Source organism: Neptunomonas antarctica (genome assembly GCF_001305295.1).
Lineage (GTDB): Bacteria > Pseudomonadota > Gammaproteobacteria > Pseudomonadales > Balneatricaceae > Neptunomonas > Neptunomonas antarctica.
In genome coordinates this window covers 1-26,551 of sequence record NZ_LJSI01000047.1, presented here as the reverse complement: position 1 = coordinate 26,551, position 26,551 = coordinate 1, and the positions used below count along the sequence as shown (strand labels likewise).

At 44.8% G+C, this 26,551-nt stretch carries 27 protein-coding genes and 1 riboswitch; of the genes, 6 read left to right on the top strand and 21 right to left on the bottom strand.

What is annotated here, in order from left to right:
* From Nant_RS12300 to Nant_RS12280, 5 genes are all read right to left on the bottom strand, one after another.
* The gene (locus Nant_RS12300) at positions 1 to 681 is read right to left on the bottom strand and encodes a hypothetical protein (protein ID WP_054341960.1); all 681 of its coding nucleotides are present in this window, start codon (positions 679 to 681) and stop codon (positions 1 to 3) included.
* A complete protein-coding gene (locus Nant_RS12295) occupies positions 657 to 1,058 on the bottom strand; it encodes a hypothetical protein (RefSeq protein ID WP_054341959.1) in 402 nt (133 codons plus the stop codon). The genes Nant_RS12300 and Nant_RS12295 overlap by 25 nt, the downstream gene beginning before the upstream one ends.
* 8 nt (positions 1,059 to 1,066) lie before the next feature.
* Positions 1,067 to 1,612, bottom strand: coding sequence for a 1,2-dihydroxy-3-keto-5-methylthiopentene dioxygenase (locus tag Nant_RS12290; protein WP_054341958.1), 546 nt, complete (start codon positions 1,610 to 1,612; stop codon positions 1,067 to 1,069).
* Between the two features lie 88 nt (positions 1,613 to 1,700).
* Positions 1,701 to 2,414: an acireductone synthase gene (mtnC, locus tag Nant_RS12285; protein WP_076496115.1), complete on the bottom strand. Its 714-nt coding sequence runs from the start codon at positions 2,412 to 2,414 to the stop codon at positions 1,701 to 1,703.
* 62 nt (positions 2,415 to 2,476) lie between these two features.
* The gene (locus tag Nant_RS12280) at positions 2,477 to 3,085 is read right to left on the bottom strand and encodes a methylthioribulose 1-phosphate dehydratase (RefSeq protein WP_054341957.1); all 609 of its coding nucleotides are present in this window, start codon (positions 3,083 to 3,085) and stop codon (positions 2,477 to 2,479) included.
* 415 nt (positions 3,086 to 3,500) lie between these two features.
* On the opposite strand from Nant_RS12280, the gene purT reads away from it, so the two are divergent.
* The gene (gene purT / locus Nant_RS12275; protein WP_054341956.1) at positions 3,501 to 4,694 is read left to right on the top strand and encodes a formate-dependent phosphoribosylglycinamide formyltransferase; all 1,194 of its coding nucleotides are present in this window, start codon (positions 3,501 to 3,503) and stop codon (positions 4,692 to 4,694) included.
* A 103-nt stretch (positions 4,695 to 4,797) separates the two neighbouring features.
* Here purT and Nant_RS12270 read toward each other — a convergent pair whose 3' ends face one another.
* Positions 4,798 to 5,763 carry a 5'-nucleotidase gene (locus tag Nant_RS12270; RefSeq protein ID WP_054341955.1) on the bottom strand — a complete coding sequence of 322 codons (966 nt, stop codon included), beginning with the start codon at positions 5,761 to 5,763 and terminating at the stop codon, positions 4,798 to 4,800.
* 20 nt (positions 5,764 to 5,783) lie between these two features.
* A complete protein-coding gene (locus Nant_RS12265) occupies positions 5,784 to 6,575 on the bottom strand; it encodes a phosphotransferase (protein ID WP_143773600.1) in 792 nt (263 codons plus the stop codon).
* A 99-nt stretch (positions 6,576 to 6,674) separates the two neighbouring features.
* Positions 6,675 to 6,773, top strand: a riboswitch (TPP riboswitch).
* On the opposite strand from Nant_RS12265, the gene thiB reads away from it, so the two are divergent.
* The 3 genes from thiB to Nant_RS12250 all read left to right on the top strand — a co-directional run bounded on the left by thiB (position 6,769) and on the right by Nant_RS12250 (position 9,975).
* Positions 6,769 to 7,743 carry a thiamine ABC transporter substrate binding subunit gene (gene thiB / locus Nant_RS12260; protein ID WP_054341953.1) on the top strand — a complete coding sequence of 325 codons (975 nt, stop codon included), beginning with the start codon at positions 6,769 to 6,771 and terminating at the stop codon, positions 7,741 to 7,743. It overlaps the preceding riboswitch by 5 nt.
* The gene (locus Nant_RS12255) at positions 7,743 to 9,371 is read left to right on the top strand and encodes an ABC transporter permease subunit (RefSeq protein WP_076496116.1); all 1,629 of its coding nucleotides are present in this window, start codon (positions 7,743 to 7,745) and stop codon (positions 9,369 to 9,371) included. Before thiB ends, Nant_RS12255 begins: the two co-directional genes overlap by 1 nt.
* Positions 9,364 to 9,975 (top strand): ATP-binding cassette domain-containing protein, encoded by a 612-nt coding sequence (locus Nant_RS12250; RefSeq protein WP_054341952.1) that lies wholly within the window; start codon positions 9,364 to 9,366, stop codon positions 9,973 to 9,975. Before Nant_RS12255 ends, Nant_RS12250 begins: the two co-directional genes overlap by 8 nt.
* Here the strand turns inward: Nant_RS12250 and pyrC are convergent.
* Positions 9,968 to 11,011: a dihydroorotase gene (gene pyrC, locus Nant_RS12245; RefSeq protein ID WP_054341951.1), complete on the bottom strand. Its 1,044-nt coding sequence runs from the start codon at positions 11,009 to 11,011 to the stop codon at positions 9,968 to 9,970. The genes Nant_RS12250 and pyrC overlap by 8 nt on opposite strands.
* Before the next feature lie 211 nt (positions 11,012 to 11,222).
* On the opposite strand from pyrC, the gene Nant_RS21570 reads away from it, so the two are divergent.
* Positions 11,223 to 12,326, top strand: coding sequence for an HD-GYP domain-containing protein (locus tag Nant_RS21570; protein ID WP_054341950.1), 1,104 nt, complete (start codon positions 11,223 to 11,225; stop codon positions 12,324 to 12,326).
* Between the two features lie 98 nt (positions 12,327 to 12,424).
* Here the strand turns inward: Nant_RS21570 and Nant_RS12235 are convergent, their stop codons facing one another.
* Positions 12,425 to 14,011: an ABC-F family ATPase gene (locus Nant_RS12235; RefSeq protein WP_054341949.1), complete on the bottom strand. Its 1,587-nt coding sequence runs from the start codon at positions 14,009 to 14,011 to the stop codon at positions 12,425 to 12,427.
* A 315-nt stretch (positions 14,012 to 14,326) separates the two neighbouring features.
* On the bottom strand, positions 14,327 to 14,536 hold the full coding sequence (locus Nant_RS12230; RefSeq protein WP_054341948.1) for a cold-shock protein: 210 nt from the start codon (positions 14,534 to 14,536) through the stop codon (positions 14,327 to 14,329).
* A gap of 378 nt (positions 14,537 to 14,914) precedes the next feature.
* On the opposite strand from Nant_RS12230, the gene ubiT reads away from it, so the two are divergent.
* On the top strand, positions 14,915 to 15,421 hold the full coding sequence (gene ubiT / locus Nant_RS12225; RefSeq protein WP_054341947.1) for a ubiquinone anaerobic biosynthesis accessory factor UbiT: 507 nt from the start codon (positions 14,915 to 14,917) through the stop codon (positions 15,419 to 15,421).
* 120 nt (positions 15,422 to 15,541) lie between these two features.
* Here the strand turns inward: ubiT and Nant_RS12220 are convergent, their stop codons facing one another.
* The 11 genes from Nant_RS12220 to Nant_RS12170 form a co-directional block, all read right to left on the bottom strand.
* Positions 15,542 to 16,486: a U32 family peptidase gene (locus Nant_RS12220; protein WP_238377135.1), complete on the bottom strand. Its 945-nt coding sequence runs from the start codon at positions 16,484 to 16,486 to the stop codon at positions 15,542 to 15,544.
* A gap of 12 nt (positions 16,487 to 16,498) precedes the next feature.
* A complete protein-coding gene (ubiU, locus tag Nant_RS12215; protein WP_054341946.1) occupies positions 16,499 to 17,494 on the bottom strand; it encodes a ubiquinone anaerobic biosynthesis protein UbiU in 996 nt (331 codons plus the stop codon).
* A 127-nt stretch (positions 17,495 to 17,621) separates the two neighbouring features.
* The gene (zapE, locus tag Nant_RS12210) at positions 17,622 to 18,779 is read right to left on the bottom strand and encodes a cell division protein ZapE (RefSeq protein WP_054341945.1); all 1,158 of its coding nucleotides are present in this window, start codon (positions 18,777 to 18,779) and stop codon (positions 17,622 to 17,624) included.
* 105 nt (positions 18,780 to 18,884) lie between these two features.
* A complete protein-coding gene (locus Nant_RS12205; protein WP_054341944.1) occupies positions 18,885 to 19,691 on the bottom strand; it encodes an HvfC/BufC N-terminal domain-containing protein in 807 nt (268 codons plus the stop codon).
* Positions 19,688 to 20,545: an MNIO family bufferin maturase gene (bufB, locus tag Nant_RS12200; protein WP_054341943.1), complete on the bottom strand. Its 858-nt coding sequence runs from the start codon at positions 20,543 to 20,545 to the stop codon at positions 19,688 to 19,690. The genes Nant_RS12205 and bufB overlap by 4 nt, the downstream gene beginning before the upstream one ends.
* An 82-nt stretch (positions 20,546 to 20,627) precedes the next feature.
* Complete coding sequence (gene bufA2 / locus Nant_RS21725) at positions 20,628 to 21,089, bottom strand: BufA2 family periplasmic bufferin-type metallophore (protein ID WP_054341942.1); 462 nt, start codon at positions 21,087 to 21,089, stop codon at positions 20,628 to 20,630.
* Positions 21,090 to 21,328: 239 nt separating this feature from the next.
* The gene (locus tag Nant_RS12190; protein WP_054341941.1) at positions 21,329 to 22,759 is read right to left on the bottom strand and encodes an aldehyde dehydrogenase family protein; all 1,431 of its coding nucleotides are present in this window, start codon (positions 22,757 to 22,759) and stop codon (positions 21,329 to 21,331) included.
* Between the two features lie 129 nt (positions 22,760 to 22,888).
* Positions 22,889 to 23,503, bottom strand: a complete 615-nt coding sequence (locus Nant_RS21065; RefSeq protein WP_076496117.1) for an ABC-type transport auxiliary lipoprotein family protein — start codon at positions 23,501 to 23,503, stop codon at positions 22,889 to 22,891.
* Entirely contained in the window at positions 23,493 to 24,389 is an 897-nt protein-coding gene (locus Nant_RS12180; RefSeq protein ID WP_054341939.1) for an MlaD family protein, read from the bottom strand. The genes Nant_RS21065 and Nant_RS12180 overlap by 11 nt, the downstream gene beginning before the upstream one ends.
* Complete coding sequence (locus Nant_RS12175; protein ID WP_054341938.1) at positions 24,379 to 25,146, bottom strand: ABC transporter ATP-binding protein; 768 nt, start codon at positions 25,144 to 25,146, stop codon at positions 24,379 to 24,381. The genes Nant_RS12180 and Nant_RS12175 overlap by 11 nt, the downstream gene beginning before the upstream one ends.
* On the bottom strand, positions 25,143 to 26,294 hold the full coding sequence (locus Nant_RS12170) for an ABC transporter permease (RefSeq protein WP_054341937.1): 1,152 nt from the start codon (positions 26,292 to 26,294) through the stop codon (positions 25,143 to 25,145). Before Nant_RS12170 ends, Nant_RS12175 begins: the two co-directional genes overlap by 4 nt.
* Positions 26,295 to 26,551: the final 257 nt, after the last annotated feature.

Genomic DNA, 26,551 nt, shown 5'->3' with positions numbered 1-26,551 from the left:
CTATTCTTTTAATTTAACGACTAGCTCACCGTCGGCTACTTTGACAAAAGCAATACCGGCGGAAAAGCTCTTCCAAAAACCTTCCTGATCACCATACTGCTCGACAAGATCAATATTTTTCAGGTTTCCCAGCCATGCATTGGGTAATGGCACCCCCCAAAGACTGACACCTCGGAGCTTAATGCTAGGCCGATTGTTTGCGAAAAAAATCTCAACGCCTGCATTGATACGTACAGTCTCGCCTCCCAGGAGTGGAAAGTCGGAATCTACTGGAATAAGAATTCTGGCGCTGGCCAGGTTATCAGACAAATCGAGCGCGAAACGACTCGCTACATCAGGATTTTTTGCGATCAGGCTGTTGAGTTCTTTTTCGGAGAACCTGACTTCACGGGTGGCATTGTTTTCAGTATAGGCTTGCGGCTGAAGAGGTGACGCAGCAGCATCCGATGAAGTCGATGCATCGTCCACCTGAACACCAAAATAGCTCAGTTTCTTATTAAGCTGTTGCTGCTCTTGCTGGGAAAGATTGACCGGGCTGAAAGCCGATGGAAAATAGACCCACTTAACAAACAACCCACCCAGTATAATCGCCAGAAAAACAGCCAGAAAAACCGTCAAAAATAACGGAAATCGTCGTCTGGCTGGCACTACAGCGTCTACATTGTCCACAGCGCGACCCATTCCGTTTCTTCCGGCTCCAGGTACGCCTGCTCTAACAATTCCTGAGCCCATGACTCTTTCTTAGCCAAGTGGTTAAGAATAACGATAGCCGTTACTTTCGCTGCCGCCACCTCACTCCACATCGTTGTACCAAGACAGCGCCAATGGTTGGGGTCAAGACGTTTTGGCCGTTCTATCTGCGTATTACAGGTGTCGCAAATCATCAAACAATGCTCATATTGCGGCTCTACAGCAACGGGCGGTACTTCATAAATACTAAGGGCGACACCACTGGTATTGCACAGTTCACAATGGGCACCGCAACGGCGCACCAGGTCTTTACCAAACTGAGAAAGGTTCTGGCGACGTTCCTGATGCTTATCGCGTGCTTTGGACATGGTTATTATTACTCATCAAATAGTGGAAATCGCGTGGCTATTTCATCACCGGTAAAATCGGCGACCCAGCCATCGGGGTTATTAAAAAAGCGAATCGCTGTAAAGTGCGGCTCAGGCCCCATATCAAACCAGTGCTTGGTCTGCTCCGGCACCGATAACAGATCATCCTTACAACAATGAATCATATAGACCTTATCGTCGATATGGAGATAGAACATACCTTCACCCGCAACAAAGAAGCGCACTTCATCTTCGGAGTGAGTGTGTTCATTCAAAAATTTCTGACGAAATACCTCTTTTTGTGGATTATCGGCTGTCATCGCCGCGATATCAACGGTTTGATAGCCCTCTTCATCCACCAGCTTTTTGATCTCTTGATCATAAGCCTGAAGAATCTCTTGATGGGACATTTGTGGAGTAATCGGGCAGTCGATCATCCAGCGTTCGAAGCGGATACCCACGGCGGCCAATGTACTTTTGATCACCTCACCCTCGATGCTGTGTAGTAACGGCTGGCGGGTATCGTTATCCTGATAGACGGTTATGGCACTCATTGTTCGCTCTCAGCTTTATATTTTGGAAAAATTTTACAATGAAGGTTTTAAACATAAAGTTTAAAAAACCCAAAAACTCATACGGGTACTAGACGCTAATCTCTGCAAATGTGCTCACTACTTCGTGCTGTGAACTATGTGGCGAGCTATGATTAGAGCTATGATTAGAGCCATCTGGCATGCGGTCCCGCACCAATAGACAGGTTTGCATACCCGCCGATTTTGCCGCATCCAGTTCTTCTTCGATATCCGACAAAAACAGAATATGCTCAGGTGACTGTTGCATTACCTTGGCAATCGCCTGATAAGCGGTTTGTTCTCTTTTATGGCCTGTCGTCGTATCAAAATAATGGGTAAACAAGGGTGTTAGATCACCAAAGTCACTGTGTCCAAACAGCAGTTGCTGAGCTTTCACAGAGCCTGACGAAAAAACATTCAGCTCAATACCTTCTGCATGCCATTTTTTAAGATAATCATACGCGTCTTTGTATAGATGTCCGCTAAAGTCAGCATTTTTATACCCTTCCACCCAGATCAAACCCTGCAGCGTTTTTAATGCGGTTACCTTTTTATCCTGATCAATCCAGTTAAGAAAGGCCTTAATCAAGGTTGGCTGATCTGCATCAGCCATACCTAATTCTTCTTTGGCCAAAGCCATAACGTCCCGTATGGCAGGTTCGTGCCAATGCTGCTGAACAAAACACGGTAACTGCTGGCGAGCATAGGGGAAAAGCACATCATGCACAAAGCTGATATCCGTAGTGGTGCCTTCAATGTCGGTGAGGATAGCTTTTACTGTCATGGTATTTCCCAGCTTTTATTTATAGTGCTTCTTAGATATTTCGAAGTTTATATATTTAACATTTACTTTTTCAACAGCATCATTTCGCGTTCACAAGCAAAGAGGAATTCTAATCCCTCAATATGCCTTCTGGCTTCTTTCATGTCGCGCCCCCAGGCATACAAACCATGACCTCTGACCAAAAAACCCCATTGAAGCGGTGTGCGGGCCCATGTCGATGTCAGCTGTTGCGCGAGCGCCCGCATATCCTGTGTGTTTTCAAGAATACGGATACCGATCTGCTCATTATGGGTGTGGTTTCCTGACAGCGACTTTTGCATCTCATATCCGCTCAGGGTCAGGTAATCAGCGGCAACCATGCGTGACAGCACGGTTGATGTCACTGAATGCGTGTGCAATACGGCACCAATATTATCATCCAACGCATACAGCGCTGTATGCAATAAGGTTTCTGCAGAAGGCGTGAGCGCTGAATCGATAACCTGTCCATCGAAATCTACTTTGATGAGATCATCAGGGGTTAGCGCCCCTTTATGACGACCCGATGCCGTCACCCAGGCTGTAGATGAATCTATACGCGCTGAGAAATTCCCGCCCGTGGCAGGACACCAGCCTTGCGCATCAATCCAGCGTCCGGCGTCGATAATAGAATGTGTCAGTAATTCAGACATCAGTAGAGACCATTAGACTTAAAATAAAAAGGCCAGTTTACGAGAAGATACCTGATTGGCGAAGTAAAACAGAGGGTTATTTTTAGAGTAGGTAAAACTGAGACTGAGGCAGCCATTCAGGCTGCCCCATCATGAACCGAAACTACTTCGGCTAAAAAGCCCTAACGGGCCAGGATGTGCGTGGACCAATTTGTATAAGCTGTGTGCATAAAACAATGTTCATAAAGCAACGCTCATAAAACAATGCTCATATAGCAACGCCCATTAAACAATACAAGTGAAACAGCTAGCTCTCCTTCTTCATGATTACGTGTAACTGAATTCAGTATAGTCTAAATTTAACAGCGTCAACGATCTGATTTTTCCGGAAATACCGTATAATAAGTGAATGAATTTCATATAAGGATACTCGTTCATGACAACTCTTGGCACAACTCTTGGCACTCCTCTGGCTCCTCATGCAACACGCGTTTTAATGTGCGGTGGCGGCGAACTCGGTAAAGAAGTCGTCATTGAGCTACAGCGCTTAGGTGTCGAGGTCATTGTTGTAGACCGCTACGCGAATGCCCCGGCCATGCAGGTTGCTCACCGCAGCCATGTCATTTCCATGCTGGATGGCGCTGTATTACGTGCCATTATTGAGCTCGAAAAGCCTGATTTAATTGTTCCTGAAATAGAAGCCATCGCAACCGATACTCTGCTTGAGCTTGAAGCTGAAGGCTTTACCGTTATCCCTACGGCAAATGCTGCACGGCTAACCATGAACAGAGAGGGGATTCGCCGTCTCGCGGGCGAAACACTGGGGCTGAAAACGTCTCCTTACCGCTTTGCTGAAACGCTGGATGAATACACGGCTGCCATTGCAGAAATTGGTTTGCCATGCGTGGTAAAACCGATTATGAGTTCTTCCGGCAAAGGCCAGAGCACGCTTAAAACCGAAGCAGATATCAACAAAGCATGGGTGTACGCGCAAGAAGGTGGTCGCGCAGGCCAGGGAAAAGTCATTGTTGAAGGTTTTGTAGATTTTGATTATGAGATCACCCTGCTAACCGTTCGCCATAGTATGGGCACCTCTTTTTGCGAACCGATCGGCCATGTCCAGGTTGATGGGGATTACCGTCAGTCGTGGCAACCTCAGGCTATGTCGGCAGCAGCACTCAATGCAGCGAAAGCAGCGGCAATAAAAGTCACTGACGCTTTAGGCGGACGCGGTATTTTTGGTGTCGAGCTATTCGTTAAAGGCGACGAGGTACTATTCAGTGAGGTATCACCACGGCCACACGATACGGGTATGGTCACGATGATCTCTCAGGATCTATCTGAGTTCGCTCTACATGCCCGCGCTATTCTTGGCTTGCCGATTCCTAATATCCATTTCCACGGTCCCAGCGCATCCAGTGTCATTCTGGTTGAGGGCGAATCGACCGATACCCGCTTCTCTGGGCTTAACGAAGTATTGGCGACAGCCAATACGCAATTAAGATTGTTTGGTAAACCTGAGGTCACAGGACAGCGCCGCATGGGTGTAGTTTTGGCAAGGGCAGAATCCGTTGACGCGGCAGTCAGCATTGCTAAAGAGGCTGCTGGCAAAGTGAAGATTACTCTGTAAAGCAGCTACCGATAACAGTACAGGTCCAAAAGACCTGTGCTGTGCTGCAGGGATTACTCAAGCTATAACTAACTATGGCTGAATGTTACTCATAATATTAAAGTTAATCTTCAACCTTCTCTTTAAGCAGAGAAGTGCTGCGGTAAAGAACTTTCCCAGACGGAACTAAGAGAGCAGCAGCATCCAAATGAACATCCTGGTCATCGAAAAAAATATGCGGCCGGAATGCTTTTAATACCTTAGGCTTACCAACACCACCAAGAAAAAATGCTTCATCAACATGCACACCCCAACTACGTAAGGTTTTAATCACTCTCATATCAGCAGGGCTATCACGAGCCGTCACTAAAGCAATACGTACGGGTGATGTGTCTTTACTCTGCGGCAAACGTCCCTGAAGCTTGGATAGTTTTCTCAATAGATGCGCATACGGCCCGTCTTGTAAGGGCTCATCCTGATGAGCATCTTCATGGGCGCGGAATGCTTCTAAACCTTCAGTTTTGTAGACAAGCTCACTCTCTTCAGAAAACAGGACCGCATCACCATCAAAAGCGATGCGTACCTGCCCTTCAGAAATATTATTTTCACTTTCCAGCGGTGGCTGCTTCAGAATCGCTGCAGCACAAGCACGGGAGTCTATGACTTTCTGGGCGTCATCAATTCTGGTGGTAAGGAACAGGTCAACATCAAATGCATCCAGGTAGTCTGGTACTGACTCTCCCGCAGTGAAAGCCGAGCGAGTAATCTGTAGCTGATGCTGTCGAATACTATGAAGCACTCTTAAGCCTGTATCCGGACTATTGCGAGACATTACCACAACCTCCACAAGTGGGGGTTGCTTAGGTTCGGCATATCGGTTGAGGCTAAGCAACGCTTTGACCAGAGGAAAACCAGTACCCGGTAATAGCAACTCATCCTCATACTTAAGCATGTGCTCTCTATAAACCGCCACTGCACTTTCGGGGTTATCGCGATGGGCCTGTTGATATAAAATATCTGACTCACTCATATCAAATAAAGCGGTCGCCGAAATACCAACCACTAACGTATCACTCAGATCTACAGACATAGTTTACTCATCAAAATCAATTAGTTATCTCTGTGGTTCCCTATGAGCTCATACCACAGCCAATTTAGCTGCTGATTAATCTGCTGTGCTTTCCTGAGCCCCGCTTGAAACATCGTCAAATCAATATCCCTGAAAGCGGGCAATGCAGCAACATCCTGTAAGGGTAGCGAAAACTCTGTTATCAGTGCTGCCGCATCTAACCATGGGGTTCCATGCCCGGCATATTCCCAATCGATAACAATCACCTGCCCTTCGCTACTTAGCAGATTGCCCGGATGCAAATCATGATGCACAAGACAGTTCTGAACCTGCGGCATTCCCTGAACCAGATCCTGCATCGTTTGGCGTACAGAATCCAATGTAACTTGTAGCACTCTAGCATCGGTCATAACGTCAATTATATGCTGATACTCATCCCATAAAGCGCTGTAATTAAACAATGGGGCCGCTTTTATCTGCTGCCACTCAGCAATACTAGCCAGCAATTCCGCATTAAAACCTGCTTTATCTACAACAATCAATTCAGAATATCGTCTCATCAATAACCAGCCGGGCTGACTGGCATCTGGCATTTTAAGATGCAAAATAGTGGGGGCCCAGCAGCATGTCCGGATCAAATTAAGCACGCTTTTTTCTCGCTCCCTGCACACACCCATAATCACTTTATCGGTATTCTGGCGCAAGACAACCTCCTGCCCCTGATAGGCACCCTGGTAAAGGTGATTAGTCGTACCGGCATGCGCCAGCGGTTGCCAGAGCACCTCTGTACATAACATCTGGTTTACATGGTTAAGCATCTGATTATGTTTCAAAATTCACCTGAGTCATTAACGATAGAGATTAGCGAAAGACATAAGCTAGGGAGTTAAGCCAGAGAGCTAAGCCAGAGAGTCGAGATATGTTATCATTAGTGCTTCTTATCGGGGTGTCCGACGATCTGTCTGACTGAGAGTTTACCCGCTGCACCTGATCCAGTTAATACTGGCGTAGGGAATAAAGGAAACTATGCGTAAAACATTGTCTTTAATAGCCGCCTGCGGGATCGTCAACTCAGTTAATGCTGCCGATCTAACCGTCTATACATACGACTCTTTTGTCTCCGAATGGGGCCCTGGCCCACAACTCGAAGCGACCTTTGAAGCACATTGCCAATGTGATATTGAGTTTATTGCAGTGGATGATGGTATCAGTATTTTAAACCGTGTTCGCATCGAACAAGATAAAACCAAAGCCGATATTTTACTGGGCCTGGACGACTCTTTGACAGAGATAACACGTAAAGAAGGCCTGATCCAACCACACGGGATCAAGCTAGATACACTAAAAACAGATCTTAATTGGCATGATCCGAACTTTATTCCATACGACTATGGTTTTTTTTCCTTCGTTTACAACTCGGATAAAGTATCTGAACCTGCCGTTTCACTCAAAGAGCTGATCGATTCTGACGCATCCGTTATTTATCAGGACCCGCGCACCAGTACACCAGGTCAGGGTTTGATGTTGTGGGTCAAGGCAGTTTATGGCAACCAGGCACCTGCCGCATGGAAGCAATTGGCAACTCACACAGTCACTGTCACCAAAGGCTGGTGGGAAGCGTACAGCATGTTTCTTGAAGGCGATGCCGATTATGTGCTCAGCTACAACACCTCGCCTGCTTATCATGTGATTATTCAAGATAAGCCGCAGTACAAAGCAGCACTGTTTAACGAAGGACATATTGCTCAAATTGAGGTGGCCGCCATTTCAAAATATTCAAAAAACCCGGACCTCGCCAAACAGTTTCTGCAGTTTTTAATTTCACCTGAAGCACAGTCGGTTATTCCGACGACTAACTGGATGCTACCCGTAATCAACAACATAGAGTTACCGGCAGTTTTTGATACGCTGATAGCGCCTAAACGCATCGGCTTTACACCCAAAGAAATAGCTAAAAAACGTAAAAAATGGCTTCGTGAATGGCGCTCAACTGCTAACTAATGCGCTTACACTGGCTCGCCTATTCGTTTGTTCTAGGCTTAACGGTTCTCTCTTTTTACGGGTTAATCAGTTTTGGCAATGAAAGCTTAGATACCTCATTACTACAGGATAGCTACTTCTATTCAATTCTTGGCTTCACACTAAAACAGGCATTAATTAGCGCAGTGCTGTCGGTAGGATTAGCCATACCTATCGCCCGCGCGCTGTATTTTTTACCTCACCTTCCGTATAAGAAACTGTTTCTAGCATTTTGTTTACTCTGCTTTGTCACCCCGACACTCATCGTCATTACGGGCTTAGTCGCGCTACTAGGCCGATCTGGATTTCTGACACCCTGGCTTAATACGCTTTCAGATAACCATTGGAACATCTATGGAATGTCAGGCATCTTGATTGCTCATGTTTTCATGAACATGCCGTTAGCCGTCAGAATAATCTACCTGGAATTGCAGTCGATCCCAGAGACCAGCTGGAAACTTGCCAGCCAACTTAAATTAAACAAAGCCGATTGCTTTCGTATTGTTGAATGGCCAACGCTGCGCAACACCAGCATTCTCCTTTTATGTTTTATTTTCGTACTTTGCTTTAATAGCTTTGCCGTTGTTTTAGCCTTAGGCGGTGGCCCTCAGTCGACCACGCTAGAGGTTGCTATTTATCAGGCGCTTAAATATGACTTTAATATCCCGGAAGCACTGACTCTGGCCTGGACACAACTGATAGTCGCGGGTGGTTTATACTGGCTCATTTCACGTTTTGGCAGTCTTTCATGGAAAAACGTTGATTCCAGCCGGAACGTGTGGCGCCCCAAAAAAGGCACTATTTCAATCCAGGCATCCAAAGTTATGTACGGCCTTGCGTGGATAATACTACTGCTACCCTTTGTGTCACTCATCCCAGGCTTACTGGACAGCAAGTTGTCACGGCCAGACATACAAGCCATCAGTCGCGCGGCGGCCGTCAGCATTGGATTGGCCATTATTGCTGCCACGTTAGCCATGAGCATTGCTTATGCTCTGTTACATCCCATCAGGCAGGCGGCCATGGGGGCTAAACTAAAACGTCTGTGGCTACTTGAAAGCGTAGCCACGCATACGCTGATCTCGCCTGCTATGGTGCTCTCGGTCGGCTTATATATTTTCTTGCTACCGCGTATTGATATAGAGCAGTGGGGTATTGTGTTTGTTATTCTACTGAATACGGCTCTGGTGATTCCTTTTGCGGTAAAAAAATTAAAACCAAGATTGCTACAGTTTGATCAACAATATAACCGGCTTGCCCGCTCGTTAAAACTGAACCGCCGCACCCTCTGGCGGATTGAGTGGCCTTTTATTAAAGAGATTTATTTAGCCACGTTCGGACTGGTGCTGGTGCTGGCACTGGGCGATGTAGCGATCTTTTCTATTTTTGGCACGACCGAGTGGACCACACTACCCTGGTTAATTTACGGCTACGCCAGCAGTTACCGGATTGCCGAAGCCAGCGCGGCTTCATTTATACTCCTCATTTTGTGTGCTTTGTTTTTGTTTTTATTAGAAAAACTTGTCCATAAAAAGTTAGCGCTAAGACCGCTCATGAATCAAAAACTGACCGATGAAAAACAGCACAAAGAAGGCGATACCCATGCTTAACATACAAGATCTGTTACTTGAATTAGATGGCTGGCCCTTGCGCTACGATTTGCAGGTTCAAGCAGGTGAAATAGTCGCCATTCAGGGTATCAGCGGTGTGGGAAAAACAACTCTGCTCAACCTTATTGCCGGATACCTTACACCCGATTCAGGGACAATCGCATGGAACCAGCATGTACTGAACGACCTTAGCGTAGAACAACGCCCTGTGAGCATGCTGTTCCAGGATCATAATTTATTTGAACATATCAGCGTGCTGGAAAATCTCTGTCTTGGATTCAAAACCACAGCATCTATACAAGTACCTATACAATCGATAAAAAATGCAGCGGCCTATCTTGGCGTTGATGAACACCTGAACAAGAAGCCAGCAACCTTATCTGGCGGACAACGCCAACGCATCGCATTAATCCGCACGCTACTAAGACCAGAAGCTATCGTATTACTTGATGAGCCTTTCGCAGAACTGGATCCGGTGACTCGCGAGAAAGCGGCATTATGGACCAGAGATCAAGCAAAAACGGCCGGTAAGACCGTCTTACTTGTCACTCATCAGGAGGAAGATGTAGCGCGTGTAGCAGATCGTAAGGTCATTCTTACTTAGAAGCCTCCTGCACTTTCCAATGTACGGTTTCGCCTGCAAAGAAAGGTACGATAGGCTTGCCATTAGGTAATGTGATTTCAGCAGGTATAACCCAATCCTCGCGCACCAGTGTTAGCGTGCCACTATTGCGAGGCAAACCATAAAAATCTGCACCAAAATGACTGGCAAAACCTTCGAGTTTATCTAACGCATCCAGCTCTTCAAATACATGAGCATATAACTCGATCGCACTCCATGCGCTATAGCAACCGGCACACCCACACGCATTTTCTTTTGCTTCTTTGGCGTGAGGTGCAGAATCAGTCCCTAAGAAAAACTTAGACGAACCTGATTTTACAACCTTACGTAATGCCGCCTGATGGGTGCTGCGTTTAAGGACAGGCAAACAGAAATTATGCGGACGCACACCACCCACCAAAAGATCATTACGGTTAAGCAGCAGGTGCTGAGGGGTAATGGTCGCGGCTACATTGTTGGACGCAGCTAATACAAACTGCGCAGCATCAGCCGTTGTTATATGCTCGAAAACGATTTTCAAATCAGGAAAACGCGCCACTATCTGGGTCATCTTCTGATCAATAAAGACTTTTTCACGATCAAATATATCAATATGATGATCAGTTACTTCACCGTGCACCAACAGCAACATGCCCTGCTCTTGCATCACTTCAAACACCGGATAAAGTGCCTCAAGCTGGCTAACGGCGGCCGCAGAATTAGTAGTAGCGCCTGCCGGATACATTTTAGCCGCTACTGCTCCAGCGGCTTTCGCTGCAACAATGTCCGCGCCTGATGTCTGGTTCGTAAGAAACAACGTCATCAACGGCTCAAAACTATTTCCTTGTGGCCGCGCATTAAGAATACGCTGTCGATAAGCCGTTAGCATCTCTGCATTGGTAACAGGCGGCATCAAATTAGGCATAACAATCGCACGATGAAAACAACGTGCGGTAGCGGCTACCGTTTCAGCCAATATATCCCCATCACGTAGATGCAAATGCCAATCATCGGGTGTTTGTATCGTTAATGTCGTCATACCTTACCTGCTTATTCATTCACGTAGGTTGTGATTATACAGGAAAATATATGCGGAAAGAGTCCATCCATTGACCAACATACGACAATAACACTAACGCGATTAAGCGTATCCTACACTGAAGCTCAACTGATACTCAGAGTTTTTAAAAGAAATATGCTATCCTAGACTATCGAATTCAAGCAGAACTTTAGTAGTACAGGAATATTGCGTGAAAAACATTCTGATCATCAGCCCGGACAAAAAACCCATCAAGGCTATTCAGGACACTTTATGCGACTACCGTGTTACTCAACATGAACATCCGAATTCCTCAAATCTAAATCAAGATACATCTCTCCTGATTATAGATTTATCTGTACTGAAAGATGCAGGCGAACTGATTTTGGAATCCACTCGCCAACAGATTCCAAGCTTTCTCATATCAACAAACCAAATAGATAATATTAAATCATTAGCATGCGATGCGGGTTTATCAGATTTTTTACACCCCCCTTTTCATCGATCAATCATTCTTTCCAAGATAAAAACTCATATCAATCTTGCTGAAATAATCCGTTCTTACACCACTAAATCAGTCCTCCCGGACACGCCAGAAAATGACTTGCTGGCCGCTCAGGATGCAGCCATTCTCTGCCTGGCTTCCATGGCACGAGTTCGCGATCACTCTACCGGCAATCACATTCTCCGCACACAACATTACGTTAAAGCGCTGGCTGAGTATCTTAGATATCATCCTGACTATGCTTTGGAACTGGATAATGACGAAACAATCGAAACCTTTTATAAAACAGCGTCTTTGCATGATATCGGAAAAGTAGGCATCCCGGATGCCATTTTGCAAAAGCCCGGGAAGCTGGATCCTGAAGAATACGAAATCATGAAAAAGCACCCCATGTTTGGTTTTCAGGCAATAAGTTCAGCAGAACGCCTGTTGGCTCGAGATGTCAGAGGAAAAGCCGCTGAATTTTTTAAAATAGCTAAACAGGTTACGCTTAGCCATCATGAAAGATGGGACGGTGACGGCTACCCTCAAGGCCTGAAAGGAAACAACATTCCTATCGTCGCCCGCTTAATGGCTGTTGCTGATGTTTATGATGCCATTATTTCCAAAAGACCCTACAAAGAAGCGCTAAAACATAATACAGCAAGCGCTATTATTAAAAGCGGCAAGGGTACATTTTTTGACCCTAATGTAGTTGATGCCTTTCTTGAGCTTGAGGATACTTTCGATCAAATATCCTACATACTCGAAGATTACTTCCCTTCTCATGGAGATCTGTCGGTACACTCATTTGAAGAACTATTTCCGTAAACACAAAAAGAAACCGTACAAACACAGTAAAATTAAGGTAAAAGAAAACCCGCCATATGCGGGTTTTCTTTCGCTCATACTTTACAACTATTGAATATTTACACTTCTTGGCTGCGAAGGTAATCATCATAAGTGCCACGGAAGTCGACAATACCATGTGGCGTCAACTCAAGAATACGCGTGGCCAATGATGATACAAATTCACGGTCATGGCTGACAAAGATCAGCGTACCTGGATAGTTCTCCAGCGCTAAATTCAACGACTCAATCGATTCCATATCTAAGTGGTTGGTAGGCTCATCCATTAACATGATATTCGGACGCGTCAGCATAAGCTTACCAAACAACATACGCCCCTGCTCACCGCCGGATATAACGTTAACCGATTTATTAATATCTTTCTGAGAAAATAACAAACGACCCAGCGTGCCGCGAATCACCTGCTCATCATCGCCTTCGCTACCCCAGTCACTCATCCATTCAACCAGAGATTTATTTTCTTTAAAGTCTGAAGAGTGATCCTGAGCATAGTATCCCAGCTCTGAGTTTTCAGACCACTTAATCTGCCCGGCAGTAAGCTCCAAATCGCCCACCAAACATCTCAGCAAGGTAGTTTTACCGATGCCGTTAGGCCCGATGATAGCAATACGCTCGCCAACTTCAACCATCATATCAAGACCAGCAAAGAGCTCTGTCTCAAAACGCTTTTCCAACCCTTCAACTTCAAGCGCTAAACGATGCAGTTTTTTATCTTGTTCGAAACGAATAAACGGGTTTTGACGACTGGATGGCTTAACTTCTTCCAGTTGAATTTTATCAATCTGCTTGGCACGGGACGTTGCCTGCTTCGATTTTGAAGCATTCGCAGAGAAGCGGCTAACAAAAGCTTTAAGGTCTGAAATCTGTGCTTTTTTCTTGGCATTCTCTGACAACAAACTATCACGCGCCTGAGTAGCAGCGGTCATATATTCATCATAAGAGCCGGGATAAAGACGTAATGTACCGTAATCCAGATCCGCCATATGTGTACAGACACTATTAAGAAAGTGACGGTCATGAGAAATGATGATCATGGTGCAATTGCGAGCGTTTAATACATCTTCCAACCAACGAATAGTATTAATATCCAGGTTATTGGTAGGCTCATCCAACAGCATAATATCAGGCTCAGAAAACAAAACCTGAGAAAGCAATACACGTAACTTCCAACCCGGAGCTATTTCGCTCATAAGGCCGAAATGCTGCTCAATCGGGATGCCTACGCCTAATAATAATTCACCCGCACGAGACTCTGCAGTGTAACCGTCCATTTCTGCAAACTCAGACTCCAATTCACCGGCACGCATGCCGTCTTCTTCGGTCATATCTGGATTTGAATAGATCGCATCGCGCTCGGCCTTAATTGCCCACAGCTCTGTATGACCCATAATCACGGTGTCGATTACAGTGTATTCTTCATAAGCAAACTGATCCTGCGCTAATTTACCAATACGCTCCCCCGGCTCCTTAGAGACAGTACCAGCGGAAGGCTCAAGATCATTTCCCAGAATTTTCATAAAGGTGGATTTACCGCAACCATTGGCACCGATTAAACCGTAGCGGTTACCTTCGCCAAATTTTACAGATATATTTTCAAAAAGCGGCTTGGCGCCAAATTGTATGGTGATATTCGCGGTAGTAAGCAATGTTTTATTCCGAATTAATAATGCTAAAGGGATAGTCTCGCAGTGCAAGCGACGACACGAAGCGCGGATGAAAAATAAAATGCATTATGCCATAAATTCAATTACAGCAGGATAATCAGCACGCTTATTATCTGAATCGTGATGCTGGCTACTCATGCACCCGGCAACATAAAACAAACAGAATCAGAAAACGCATAAGTTTAAATAAAAATTAAAAAAGGGCGAAATCGTTAGATTTCACCCTTTTTACAATTCCCCTAGAGGAATTTAGGAATGACTTACACTGAAATCAGAGCAAGTCAAACGTAGCTCTAATTATAGAGGTACGATGTTTTCAGCCTGAGGACCTTTCTGACCCTGAGTAACTGTAAACTCAACTTTCTGGCCTTCAGCCAAAGTTTTAAAGCCTGAGCTAGAGATAGCGCTGAAATGAGCGAAAACGTCTGGACCAGATTCTTGCTCGATAAAGCCAAAACCTTTAGATTCGTTGAACCATTTTACAGTACCAGTAGTTGTAGCAGACATAATAATATCCTTTAATCAAGAGTAATTTGAGCCTTAAAATAAGGCGGGTTTTGCTGAGAGTGTTACTTTTTACTTATGAAAACAGGACGTAAATTTAAAAATCTAACATCAAATTGGCATGCATAAATATAGGACGTACTTTCAAGCTGGGGATATTATATACCACAGCCTTTTCATGTCAACACCCTTTCTACAAGTAATTCACTATTACATAATATAATCGTGGTTTTTGACTGAACCCAGCGTTTCCAGTTGATACATCAAAGACCGAACTTGAAACTGAACTAAAAAGCACTGTGAATACCGGCACTTGATCGATATCAAAGGAGAATATGGAGCTCCCCCTTACTATTAAACATTGACCAAGGAGCCATCACGATGCTTTTTACTCTGCCCAACATAGCACTTCTACCCCTGTCACCCCTGCAGAACCTTCTGAAGAAGGCCAGCGTTTTACACATCGTTCGCTACACAGAACCCAAACTACCTTTTTTCGTCAGAAAAAGAATAGCCGAACAGACTCTCAACTATCTATTTCGTGAACAGCTCAATGATGATGAGTTCTATTTTTTGGAAGGTCAGCAATTAGGGTTAGATATCCGCGACATCGACATCCGCATAGCTTTCACCTGCCGTGATGAAAAGCTCGTTGTTCTACCTGCTGATAAGCCCGATGCCTGGATTAGAGGCGATGCGAAAGATTTCATACAGATGGCCGGTCAGGACGTTGACCCTGACACCCTGTTTTTCCAACGCAGGTTGGTGATAGAGGGGAATACTGAATTAGGCCTTACCATCAAAAACCTGATGGATAGTGTTGATTGGAGCGAGATGCCGGCCCTCTTCAAACGCAGTATTAAGCTTGCACAGCGGGCAATTAATTAAACAACGCACTCTCATCATTGCCAAGCAGCACCTCACAACAGCGATAGAGAGAATAAGCCCTACATATAGCAGACTTATTTTCTCACCACTTAATCCGACATATCTATCATTTAGCTTCTATCATTCAGTATCACCTACCCAGCTCATCCCAGGCTGGCCATACCAATAGCCATTACACTGAGACTGATTTAGTAGCGGTATCAGATCAGCGGGCATGCCCTGCAATCGACTCGAAAATCGTTCGATCACTTCAGCCATGCCCTCTCGTTGAGGGCTCAGGCGAACCATATCCACACCTATTTCTTGCATACGAACTAACTCATGCTCAAGATTATAATGCTCACCCGATAACGTCTGAATGCCATTAATGATGAAGAGACCATCCCCTTCCTGCGACTTCATCGGAATACCCTCCGGATATTCAATACAACAAAAATTGCAGTTGTCTTTCGGTAGATCCTTATAACGAGCGGTAAAGCAGCGGGCGGCGTAAGCCAGCGGCAAACAACCATAAGCAAACACCTCTGTTTCCAGATCTGGCAAACTGCCATCAGCCGCCGCTTGCTGCAATAAATCATCAAGCGTCTGCGCGCCTAACTCCACAGGCATCACCCAACGGCGCATACCACTGTTATACAATTGCTTCAAAACACGGAGATTATAAATATTAATAGAAGGCCCGGTTACAAAAGGAATCTCCTGTTGGCTTAATAACTGCACCGCCGCCATATCATTGGCTTCAACCATCAGATCAGCATTTCGGCAAATACGGCGTAACATTTTTAGTTCGGATTCAGCCTCCAGTAATGCCAACGTAGATAGCACCACTTTTTTACCACACTGCGCTAATTCTTGAGCTAGCCCCAACCAGTCTGATAATTTTAATTCTCGCCGTTTAGAACACACCGTTTCACCCAGATAAATGGTATCTAGTGGAAGCTCTGCCATCTCGGCGTAAAAATTAAAAACATCCTGTTTCGGCCAAAAATACAAAATGGGTCCCAATGAAAGATTCATACTCTGACTCTTTTGTTGACGTTCTTGCATACTAATAACCTGACTCATAACCCCTCCCTGTTATTGCCAACTACGATGATAAGCACCGATAGTTGTTGTTGAGCCTTCAGAGAGCTCCAACAGGCCATTATTCCATTCTGGATTGATATCAAAGTGATCTGGATTACGCGCAGCCGTATCCAGAGCTTCTCGCCAGATACGCACCACCTTAGCGACATAAGCAGGGCTTCGCTGCCGTCCCTCAATTTTTAATGCCTTAATACCCATGCGTTTTAACTCAGGAATCAGGTCAAGCGTATTTAAACTAGTGGGCTCCTCCATCGCATGATATACCGAGCCCTCCACATCAAAGCGGCCTTTACATAGCGTGGGATAACCTGCTTTCTCGTCGGCCTTATAGCGATCGATCAGCACATCATTCAAGCGCGATTCCAGACCAGAAGCAGTTTCCTGCCAACGAACTGCTTTTGCAGGAGAGCACGCACCACAGGTATTGGGGGATTCATCGGTAATATACGAAGACAGGTAACAACGCCCTTCGACCATGATACAAAGACTACCAAAGGCAAAGACTTCAAGTTCAACCGGGCTATGCTGAGCCAAGTGCTCAACTTGAGCCAGGGACAGCACTCGCGGTAATACCGCTCGTTTAATACCAAACTGTTGCTGGTAATAAGTGAGCGCCTCGTAATTGGTCGCCGAGCCTTGAACTGATAGATGTAGATTAAGCGCAGAATGTGTATCAGAAGCGTACCCTAATACCCCCATATCAGCAGCGATTAAGGCATCAACACCCAGATCAGCAGCCATATCAACAGCGCCCTGCCATGCTTTCCAACCAGAAGGCTGTGGAAAAGTGTTGACTGCACAAAGTACTTTAACCCCATGACTGCGGGCATAATCGATGCCTTTTTCAGCCTTACGTCGATCAAAATTCAGACCCGCAAAATGACGCGCATTAGTAGCATCCCTGAAACCAAAGTAAACGGCATTCGCACCATTATCGACAGCCGCTTTTAAGGCAGGATAACTTCCCGCAGGACAAACCAACTCCACAATAGCATCTCCAACAATTGTTAAGAGACGCCAGCCTAACAATGACAAACGGAGATGTACTTGATAGTCATCAAGCGTTAATAAATTGCCTTACGCCGTGCTACTAGCCTGCACATGAGTTGTTACATCAGCTTACCTGATGCGGGCATTTAAGATATTCTGCCGACTGCATTTCTATTAATCGGCTGTAAGTTCGCTTGAACTCAAAACTCAGTGAGCCACCGCTATAGAGAGACTCCAACGGTACTTCTGCCGACAAATACAGATTCACCCGACGATCATAAAGCTCATCAACCAAACTGATAAAGCGCCTGGCAGCATCATCCTGTCTGGCATAAGACAGCTTACGCTCACCTGTTTCGGTCGTGCCAAAACTACCGTCTTCTGTACCACGTGCTTTGATCCAGCCCCGACATTCGCCTCCCAACAGGGGGATTTCACTGAGCATAATGCAGCTGAAACGGCTCGCCAATTCAATATAATCTAATTGCGAACGCGGTCCATTACAGAGGGCATCAAAACTAAACCAGACTAATGACTTACCCAGCCGTATCACGTCTATCGGCCGATGACATACCAACAAGCTCTGATCAGCAGATTGCATCTTATTATTAAGCGGCTCAGCCAACTGCAAAAATAGCTGATCGAAGTGAATCTCGGAGGGTAAGAAATAGGTTTTTTGATGCTGAAGATGGCGTAAGCGATGATCTTCCCCACCATTCAAGTGAACCTCTTGCGTATGCTGCAGCAAAAGCTTAATGGCGGGCTCAAACCGCTGGCGCTGTAAACCATCCCAGTATAATCGCTCTATTGGGATATTGGAGGTGGCGACCAATGTGATTCCATTGTCGAACAGCGCCGTAAACAGGCGCCCTAAAATCATGGCATCGCCAATATCAGAAACAAAAAACTCATCGAAACAAAGGACGTTACATTCCCGTGCGAGTTGCTTGGCTATACGCTGCAATGGCTCGGCATGGCCACTTTCTGTATTCAGGTCACGATGAATACGTGCCATAAAACGATGGAAATGCAAGCGTAACTTACGCCCATCAGGCAAGCTTTGGTAAAACAGATCCATCAGGAATGTTTTACCGCGACCCACATCACCCCAAAGGTAAAGCCCTTTTAGCCGCACCTCTTTTCGCCCTTTCCAACGCGATGAAGATACCTTCAGCCGAAGGTAGAGTTGATCCAACTGCTCAAGCGCTTCATGTTGCGCCGGATCTGCTACGAAGCCTTCCTGCTCAAGCTGTCTCTGATATAGTTCATAAGGTGAGAGCATGTGGGAGCTGTCCTGTTTGCGGTCAGCTATGGTAATTGATTATGAGGAAATACCCAATCAGGCTATTAGATACGCAAACTTATTTTAGACAATGAGAGTAACTTTTTAGAGAGACCTTAACGTGGGCTTGTCCTCGGTGCTGCGCAAGCGATTAACCCAACCATGCTCAAACCAATCTAATAAACACTGCACCATTAGCTGAGTAGGGTCGGCGTTCTGCTGATAAGCTAATAGCTGTTCAGCTACATCTGCAAGGTTAACGCCTTGCAGAAACGCTTCCAGCATCAACTGTTCGAACGCGTCGATTGAACGAAATTCGGTGAGGCGGTCATGATTACGCCACAGCACCCAGACAGAAGGTTGAAACACAACATCTGGCGGAGTTTTATTGCCCTTAAGCGCCTGCCATATTTCTACGACGTTAATCTCAGATTTAAATATTTGTACGCTGGGATGAAAAGCCAGGCGTAGCTCTGGCCATAACGAGGGCTCTAACTGTTGTAATGTTTGTGGCAACGCTCTTGGCGACTCTGACGCATCAAATGCACGGAGCAGCAGACGTTCAAATCTGGCTAACTCGGCTAATTGGGGATGCTGTTTAAAGAGTTCATTTTCGCGCAAAAAAGCAGGAAGATGATCACCAAAATGCTTTAACGAATAATAATGCGAAGGGTAAGCTTTGATATAACCCCTAACCATCTGTTCAAACAAATCATCGCCCAAATAGGTTCCCAGCATTTCAAAATCAGTATCAATGGCCTCACGAAGACCTGCATTATAATTATTCCGATAGATATGTAAGCGTAACGCTTTGCTGGCCTCCCCTGACTCAATGACATGTTCAGCAATAGCTTCATTATGGCCGAGAATATAGTCCATCAACTGCTGCTGACGCTCCGCTAGCTTACTCATGACGCCGTCTTGTATTTAGGTTGTAACTGCTCAACCGTCAATACTTCTGCCGCTATCTTACGGGCAACAGATAACTCTGCCAGCAAATCGGCCAGTGGCGGAATATTATCATCGCGCTCAATCATCGTGCTGACAGGCCCAAGGTATTTAAGTGCTTCGCGATATAATTCCCACACCGGATCAGGAACATCGTGAGCATGCGTATCAATCACATAACTACCGTAATCTGTATGCCCCGCCAGATGAATCTGTCTGACGGAAGCGGGATCAATCGCTTTAAGATAGGTATCACAATCGTAACCATGATTGCGTGAGCTGACATAAATATTATTCACATCCAGCAATACCTGACAGCCTGAGCGGCTCACCATCTCTGCCATAAACTCCCATTCAGGAATGGTTGATTCAGAAAATTCAAGATAACTGGAAGGGTTTTCCATCAGGATAGGCCGACCTAAATAGTCCTGTACCTGAATCAAACGCCCAACAATATGCTTCAGTGCTTCTTCGGTGTAAGGCATTGGCAACAGATCGTGACTATTAATCTTATTGATACCGGTCCAACAGAGATGATCTGATATCCATTCTGGCTGTAACTCGTTAATCAGACATTTGAGTCGTTTAAGATAACCGTAGTCAAGCGGATCAACCGAACCGATAGATAACGATACCCCATGCATTACCATCGGGTAATGTTCACGGATCTGGTGCAGGTAATATTTGGGTTTACCGCCATCCACCATAAAGTTCTCAGAAATAACTTCGAACCAGTCAAGATCCGGTTTCTGTTCAAGAACATCGTGAAAATGCTGGGCTCTTAACCCCAGCCCAAACCCCATAAAATGCTTACTCATAAAACTAACCCTTGATGTGCGGAAAGGGTTACCCCTCTCCGCACATGACTCTTTTCTGAGATAATGATCTCAGAATATATTCTTAAGAATCTGTACCACCGATATCAGCACACGATTCAGGCGTCGTCATGATAAACCCCTGACCTTTACAAGCAGCCTGACCTTTACACGCATTATCCGCTGTTTTGCAATCATTGTGCCCTTTGCATACATTGATACCAAAACACTGTGTTAACTCAGCTTTAGCAATTTCCCCACGCCAATCATCCTTCACTGTGCCGCCTGCATCAGCACATGCTTTAGCCGGCATACCAACAAAACCCTGTCCTTTACAAGCAGCCTGTCCTTTACACGCATTATCAGCCGTTTTGCAGTCATTATGTCCTTTGCACTGATTAACACCTGAGCAGTGAACCATCTCAACTGTTTCTGATGCATCAGCACTCGCTCCCGATGGTTGTTCTGTTGCAGCGCTGGCAGCAAAACTTGCAGCGGCAAAGGCCATAGCTATTCCATTTAATGCAGGCTTCAGATATGTATTCATTGTTATTCTCCAGACCACTTAATACCTATTACTGTCTTGTAATTGGCTTCTAGAGTATTAGTCGTTGCCAGCGTACAAACCTTACAGAAAAAAAAATATTTTGATAAAGAGGAGGAAACAGGTTGATTCGAAAGGGAATAACAGCAAAGAACCGGTACATCAGAACGAGAAAATATAAGCCGCTGATTTAGTCGGACTAGCGAGTAAAGCAGCGGATAAAAACCAGTTAAATTAAAAAATCAGACAATCTCATAACCAAACAACGCTTTGGTTTCGAGGAACTCTTCAAGTCCGTAAGCGCCCCATTCCCGCCCTATTCCGGACTGCTTATAACCACCAAAAGGTGCTCTTGAATCATTAGCGGCACCGTTCAGATGAACCATTCCAGTGCGTAGCCGTGCAGCAACGGAGCGAGCTCTGTTCAGATCTTCTGACCAGACACCACCCGACAAACCATAAGGTGAATCATTAGCAATCGCAATCGCCTCGTCTTCATTCGTATATGAAATAATACTCAACACCGGCCCAAAAACCTCTTCACGAGCGATCGTCATATCATTGGTCACTTGAGCAAAGATAGTGGGTTTAACATAGTAACCTGTCTCTAAGCCTTCGGGTTTACCTGGACCACCACAGACTAGCTGAGCACCTTCATCGATCCCTTTATTGATCAACGTTTGTATTTTATGCCACTGCACATCACTAACAACCGGCCCCATAACGGTTGCCGCATCGTTAGGCGCGCCTACAATAACGCTTCCTGCTGTACGACGAGCAATTTCAATAACCTCATCAAGTTTATCTACCGGTACCAGCATCCGCGTTAATGCATTACAGGATTGGCCACTGTTACTCATCACTCCTTTCACACCACGGCTCACCGCTTTTTCAAAATCCGCATCATGTAAAAGAATATTGGCAGATTTCCCGCCTAACTCCAGTGCTACTCGCTTCACAGTTTCGGCAGCCGCTTGGGAAACAAGTGTACCGGCACGCGTTGAACCGGTAAAAGAAACCATATCGACTTCAGGATGATGAGTTAACGCTGTTCCTACTCCCACCCCATCGCCATCAATAAGATTAAAGACACCTGCAGGCACACCCGCCTCATGCATAATCTGTGCAAATATATGCGCTGACAATGGTGCAATTTCGCTGGGCTTCAATACCATAGTACAACCCGCTGCTAATGCAGGTGCGACCTTACAAGCAATTTGATTTAGCGGCCAGTTCCAGGGAGTGATCAAAGCACACACACCTATCGGTTCTTTGACTACCCTGGTTGTACCAATCACATCTTCAAATTTATAATTTTTTAGTAACTTTAATGCCACTAAGAAATGCCCTAAACCTGCACCTACCTGCGCTTTGCGCGCGAATTGATCAGGAGCACCCATTTCGCTGGTAATCGCTTCTGCCAGAGCGTTACTATGATTTTTATAGGCTGTAATAATCTTTTCTAATAGTGCGATGCGATCATCAATACTGGTTTGACTAAAATCATCAAAGGCTTTACGCGCCGCAGTCACAGCCGCGTCCACATCGTCTTTATTACCCAATCTAATAGTCGCTATCGGTGTTTCCGTTGCAGGATTAATAACCGCTAAAGATTTAAGACCTATTGGATCTAACCACTGGCCATCAATATAGAACTTCTGTAAATCACGCATCTTGAAATCTATCCCTTATATATTCAATCGAGTCTACAGGTTTACCACTACTCAATGGAGGATTCAATTAACTCTATGATTTTTGATATATGCTTATGATTAACAGGCCCACTTGGATTTCGTCTCCTGTTAAATCTTTCCAACTCCCGCTATTACCCAGAACACTAAATCACGCGCAACATTACTCGCTGCTATATTGAGAGCAACGGCAGCACCTTGAGCATTTTTAAGGGATGCAGGCACTTTTGAAACAAGTTCTGTTGTTGCTAACACAGTTTTAGTCGCATTATTAATCACATAAAAACGCACTCTGATAACTCCGTCAGAACTGCCATCATCATTGATATGGTGACTAAAATCCAACAGCGTACTTTCTAGTAAATAATCAGCATTTGAAACAGAACCTGTGGGAACGACAGCTCTGAATTGAGCACTTTTTTCCAGGGCAACCTGAAAATATGTTTGCAGAATTTTAACCGGCACATCGCTCCAACGACTATAAGCATAGTGGTTTAGTCCATGCTGTGTATCTTTATACAAAAATGCAGTAGAGGTGAAGGGCCTGGCCCCTCGAACAGGAGATACTTTAAGGATGACATTGCTATGATCAGCTATTTCAACCCGGTCGTTACTATAATTAGATAACAGGGATATCGTATATACATCAACCGGTGGGAAGGTTGTAGTCGCACAACCAGCTAGCAGATTACACAAAAAACAAAGTATTAAAAATCTACTTCTCACTGTATCCCTCCTCACCGGGCCCCGGCTTAGGCGTAGAACGCTTGAACAATAAATCTCCTGGAGTATTTTCAATAGATTGAGTTGTTCTTTGGAGATCCACAGCCAGAATGTCTAATTGGTAAATCAGCTGATTAAAGGATTCAAGGCTCTTATGCACATCTTCGCCAATATTATGACTAACCTCTACTGAGCTTTTTCTCAAGCTATCAGCCATATTTTTAATACTGAGAGAAGCAGACTCAACGTGTTTCAACGCTCCGATAACACGCTCTTCCGTGACAATACCACCCTCGATTACTTTTTTAAGGCCTTGAAGATTCTCCCCGACTTCGATAGACAGATCTCTTGTTTCATAAAGAATAACACTAATATTATGGATATTTTCTTCGCTAAGAAGACGGGAAAACTTTTCCAAAGCCTGATCAGTTTGTTCTGTTAGTTGATTCATCGATTCAGAAAACCGTACAAACGCAGAAGGCCGCGCAGGAATAATCGGAATTTCACCCTCCTTGGCTATCAGCAATTCAGAATCCCGGCGTCCTCCCTCTAACTCAACATAAACCAACCCGGTCAAGCCAAATGATTTCATAGTGGCAGTCGTATCAACCTTTACCGGGGTCAAATGCTGTACACGTAACAATAGCGCTACCTGTTCTGAATTCTCTGGATTCAGTGCTATATTATCTACTGTCCCGATATCTACACCTCTGTATTTAACAGAAGAATCAGTACTTAATCCGGCGACAGACTCTGTCATGTAAATATAATAATAGTCGTACTCCTCCTGGCCTCCATATTTACCCAGCCAAAATGCAAATGTCATCAAACCTAGTGATAACACAACCACGAAAAGACCCACCAATGTGTAGTTAATTTTACTTTCCATTTTGGCTCCTTATCTTTCCCCGCGCGCCTTTAAAGAACTGCTGCACAATAGGGTGAGGATTTTCAATCACGTCAGCCAAACAGCCTTCAGCAACCACTTTTTTATCACCCAAAACAGCAAACCGGTCGACTACAGTCCAAATAGAATCAAGATCATGTGTCACCATAACAATGGTTAAACCCAAAATATCCCGCAACTCCAGAATTAAATGATCAAACGCTTCAGCTCCCACAGGGTCGAGCCCTGAAGTAGGCTCATCAAGAAAAAGTAATTCCGGATCCATCGCTAACGCGCGCGCCAATGCTACTCTTTTAATCATGCCTCCACTTAATTGAGAAGGGTAGAGATCAGCAGCACCGTCAGAGAGGCCGACCATTCTTAACTTAACTCTGACAATTTCCTGAATTAACGTATCAGGGAGACATGTATATTCCCTTAGGGTTATACCTATGTTCTCCTTAACTGTTAGCGAGGAGTAAAGTGCGCCACTTTGAAATAATACGCCCCAACGTCGTTGTAACTTTGCTATCTCGGTAAGCGTAATTGATGTCAGGTTATGCTCAAGTAAGCGAATCTCTCCGGACTCTGGTCGCACAAGCATGATCATCTCTTTTAATAAAGTCGACTTACCTGAGCCGCTACCACCCAGCAAACCGTAAATTTCACCCCGCTTCACACTCATACTTAAACCGTCATGAATCAGGTTTAATCCTAATCGGGTCACAATATCTGATACGCTGATAACAATTTTATTCAAATCCCCAGCTCCGTGAGTATTACTGAAAAAATTGCATCACAGGCAATCACCAGGAAAATAGCATTAACCACACTCACCGTAGTATATCGCCCGATACTATCGGTGTTATTTGATACCTGAAAACCCCGAAAGCAACTAACAACAGCGATCAACCAAGCAAAAAACGGACCTTTTATGATACCAATCCATACATGCTTAGCTTCAAGCACACTTTGCAATCTATGAAGAAATTCAGAATAGGATAGATGAAGGTGGATATTCGAAATAAACATACCACCGAGAATACCCACTATATCAGCGAAAAAAATCAGCAGGGGAAGCGTTAGCATGAGCGCGAAGAGCCGAGGTAAAACAAGAAAACGATGCGGATCAAACCCCATCGTGCGCATTGCATCAATTTCTTCAGTAATTTTCATCACACCTAGTTGAGCGGTATACGAAGAACCTGTACGGCCAGCGACAACAATAGCAGTGATCAGCGGAGCAAGCTCCCGGGTAACTGAAAGTCCGATCATATCCACAATGAAAATATTTGCACCAAACTTCTGCAATTGAACAGCGCCTTGATAAGCAATCACTATCCCTATTAAAAAACTGGTTAACGCAACGATGGGTAGTGCACGAACACCTGCATCTTCTATATTTTTAACGATAGCAGCAAAACGAATAGAACCAGGGTGTCGAGTGGCATACAACAAACTTACGAAGCTTTCGCCGACAAAATAAAGAAACGCGGAAAAATCCTGGAAATAGAAAACTGCTTTTTTTCCTATATCGGCCAAAAGCTTCAATAAATAAAAAGATGAATCAATCGGCACTCTAGGTTTATCTGACTTATAACGTCGCAATAGCTGATACATTTGTTTATGTTTTTCAGTAACACCAATGACATCGACAGAGCAATTATGTGATTTCAACACATCATAATAATAAATAAAAAGCAGCATACCTGCCGAATCATAATGATGAACGCCAGAGACATCCCACTGGATTGAGGCCGCATACTGCTTCGTAAGACATTGATCTAATACGACAACGGCATCATCAAGAGCATCAACCATCCAGCGTCCTGAACTCTTCAGTCCAAGCGATCCATCGGAATGTTCAACACATTGAATCTGAGCATTCAATGATGTGGTAGGTTGCATCAGATGACTCTCCTGCGGTGTACGAGATAAAAACACTAGGCTATTAAATCAGAGCATCTAACTTTATTGTAATAATGAAAAACATATCTTACTTAAGTGTGTTGCAAATCAATTCGCAAGTAAATTGATCAGATTAAAGCCTAACGGCAGAGTATGAGGTGGGGTAAATACCGAAAAGCTTTAAACAGATCTTTTCCCAAATTCCAGGCATAAAAAAACCCTGACCGTTACCGGTCAGGGTTATCTTATTAGGTGCT

Bases quoted from the DNA above. Each gene is read 5' to 3' on its own strand.
- zapE (WP_054341945.1), bottom strand. From the start codon at position 18,779: ATGCTCTCACCTTATGAACTATATCAGAGACAGCTTGAGCAGGAAGGC.
- thiB (WP_054341953.1), top strand. From the start codon at position 6,769: ATGCGTAAAACATTGTCTTTAATAGCCGCCTGCGGGATCGTCAACTCA.
- Nant_RS12295 (WP_054341959.1), bottom strand. From the start codon at position 1,058: ATGTCCAAAGCACGCGATAAGCATCAGGAACGTCGCCAGAACCTTTCT.
- Nant_RS12180 (WP_054341939.1), bottom strand. From the start codon at position 24,389: ATGGAAAGTAAAATTAACTACACATTGGTGGGTCTTTTCGTGGTTGTG.
- Nant_RS12280 (WP_054341957.1), bottom strand. From the start codon at position 3,085: ATGTCTGAATTACTGACACATTCTATTATCGACGCCGGACGCTGGATT.
- mtnC (WP_076496115.1), bottom strand. From the start codon at position 2,414: ATGACAGTAAAAGCTATCCTCACCGACATTGAAGGCACCACTACGGAT.
- Nant_RS12190 (WP_054341941.1), bottom strand. From the start codon at position 22,759: ATGCGTGATTTACAGAAGTTCTATATTGATGGCCAGTGGTTAGATCCA.
- purT (WP_054341956.1), top strand. From the start codon at position 3,501: ATGACAACTCTTGGCACAACTCTTGGCACTCCTCTGGCTCCTCATGCA.
- Nant_RS12300 (WP_054341960.1), bottom strand. From the start codon at position 681: ATGGGTCGCGCTGTGGACAATGTAGACGCTGTAGTGCCAGCCAGACGA.
- Nant_RS12255 (WP_076496116.1), top strand. From the start codon at position 7,743: ATGCGCTTACACTGGCTCGCCTATTCGTTTGTTCTAGGCTTAACGGTT.
- bufB (WP_054341943.1), bottom strand. From the start codon at position 20,545: ATGAGTAAGCATTTTATGGGGTTTGGGCTGGGGTTAAGAGCCCAGCAT.
- pyrC (WP_054341951.1), bottom strand. From the start codon at position 11,011: ATGACGACATTAACGATACAAACACCCGATGATTGGCATTTGCATCTA.
- Nant_RS12220 (WP_238377135.1), bottom strand. From the start codon at position 16,486: ATGAGTCAGGTTATTAGTATGCAAGAACGTCAACAAAAGAGTCAGAGT.
- Nant_RS12270 (WP_054341955.1), bottom strand. From the start codon at position 5,763: ATGTCTGTAGATCTGAGTGATACGTTAGTGGTTGGTATTTCGGCGACC.
- bufA2 (WP_054341942.1), bottom strand. From the start codon at position 21,089: ATGAATACATATCTGAAGCCTGCATTAAATGGAATAGCTATGGCCTTT.
- Nant_RS12290 (WP_054341958.1), bottom strand. From the start codon at position 1,612: ATGAGTGCCATAACCGTCTATCAGGATAACGATACCCGCCAGCCGTTA.
- Nant_RS12250 (WP_054341952.1), top strand. From the start codon at position 9,364: ATGCTTAACATACAAGATCTGTTACTTGAATTAGATGGCTGGCCCTTG.
- Nant_RS12230 (WP_054341948.1), bottom strand. From the start codon at position 14,536: ATGTCTGCTACAACTACTGGTACTGTAAAATGGTTCAACGAATCTAAA.
- ubiT (WP_054341947.1), top strand. From the start codon at position 14,915: ATGCTTTTTACTCTGCCCAACATAGCACTTCTACCCCTGTCACCCCTG.
- Nant_RS12205 (WP_054341944.1), bottom strand. From the start codon at position 19,691: ATGAGTAAGCTAGCGGAGCGTCAGCAGCAGTTGATGGACTATATTCTC.
- Nant_RS12170 (WP_054341937.1), bottom strand. From the start codon at position 26,294: ATGCAACCTACCACATCATTGAATGCTCAGATTCAATGTGTTGAACAT.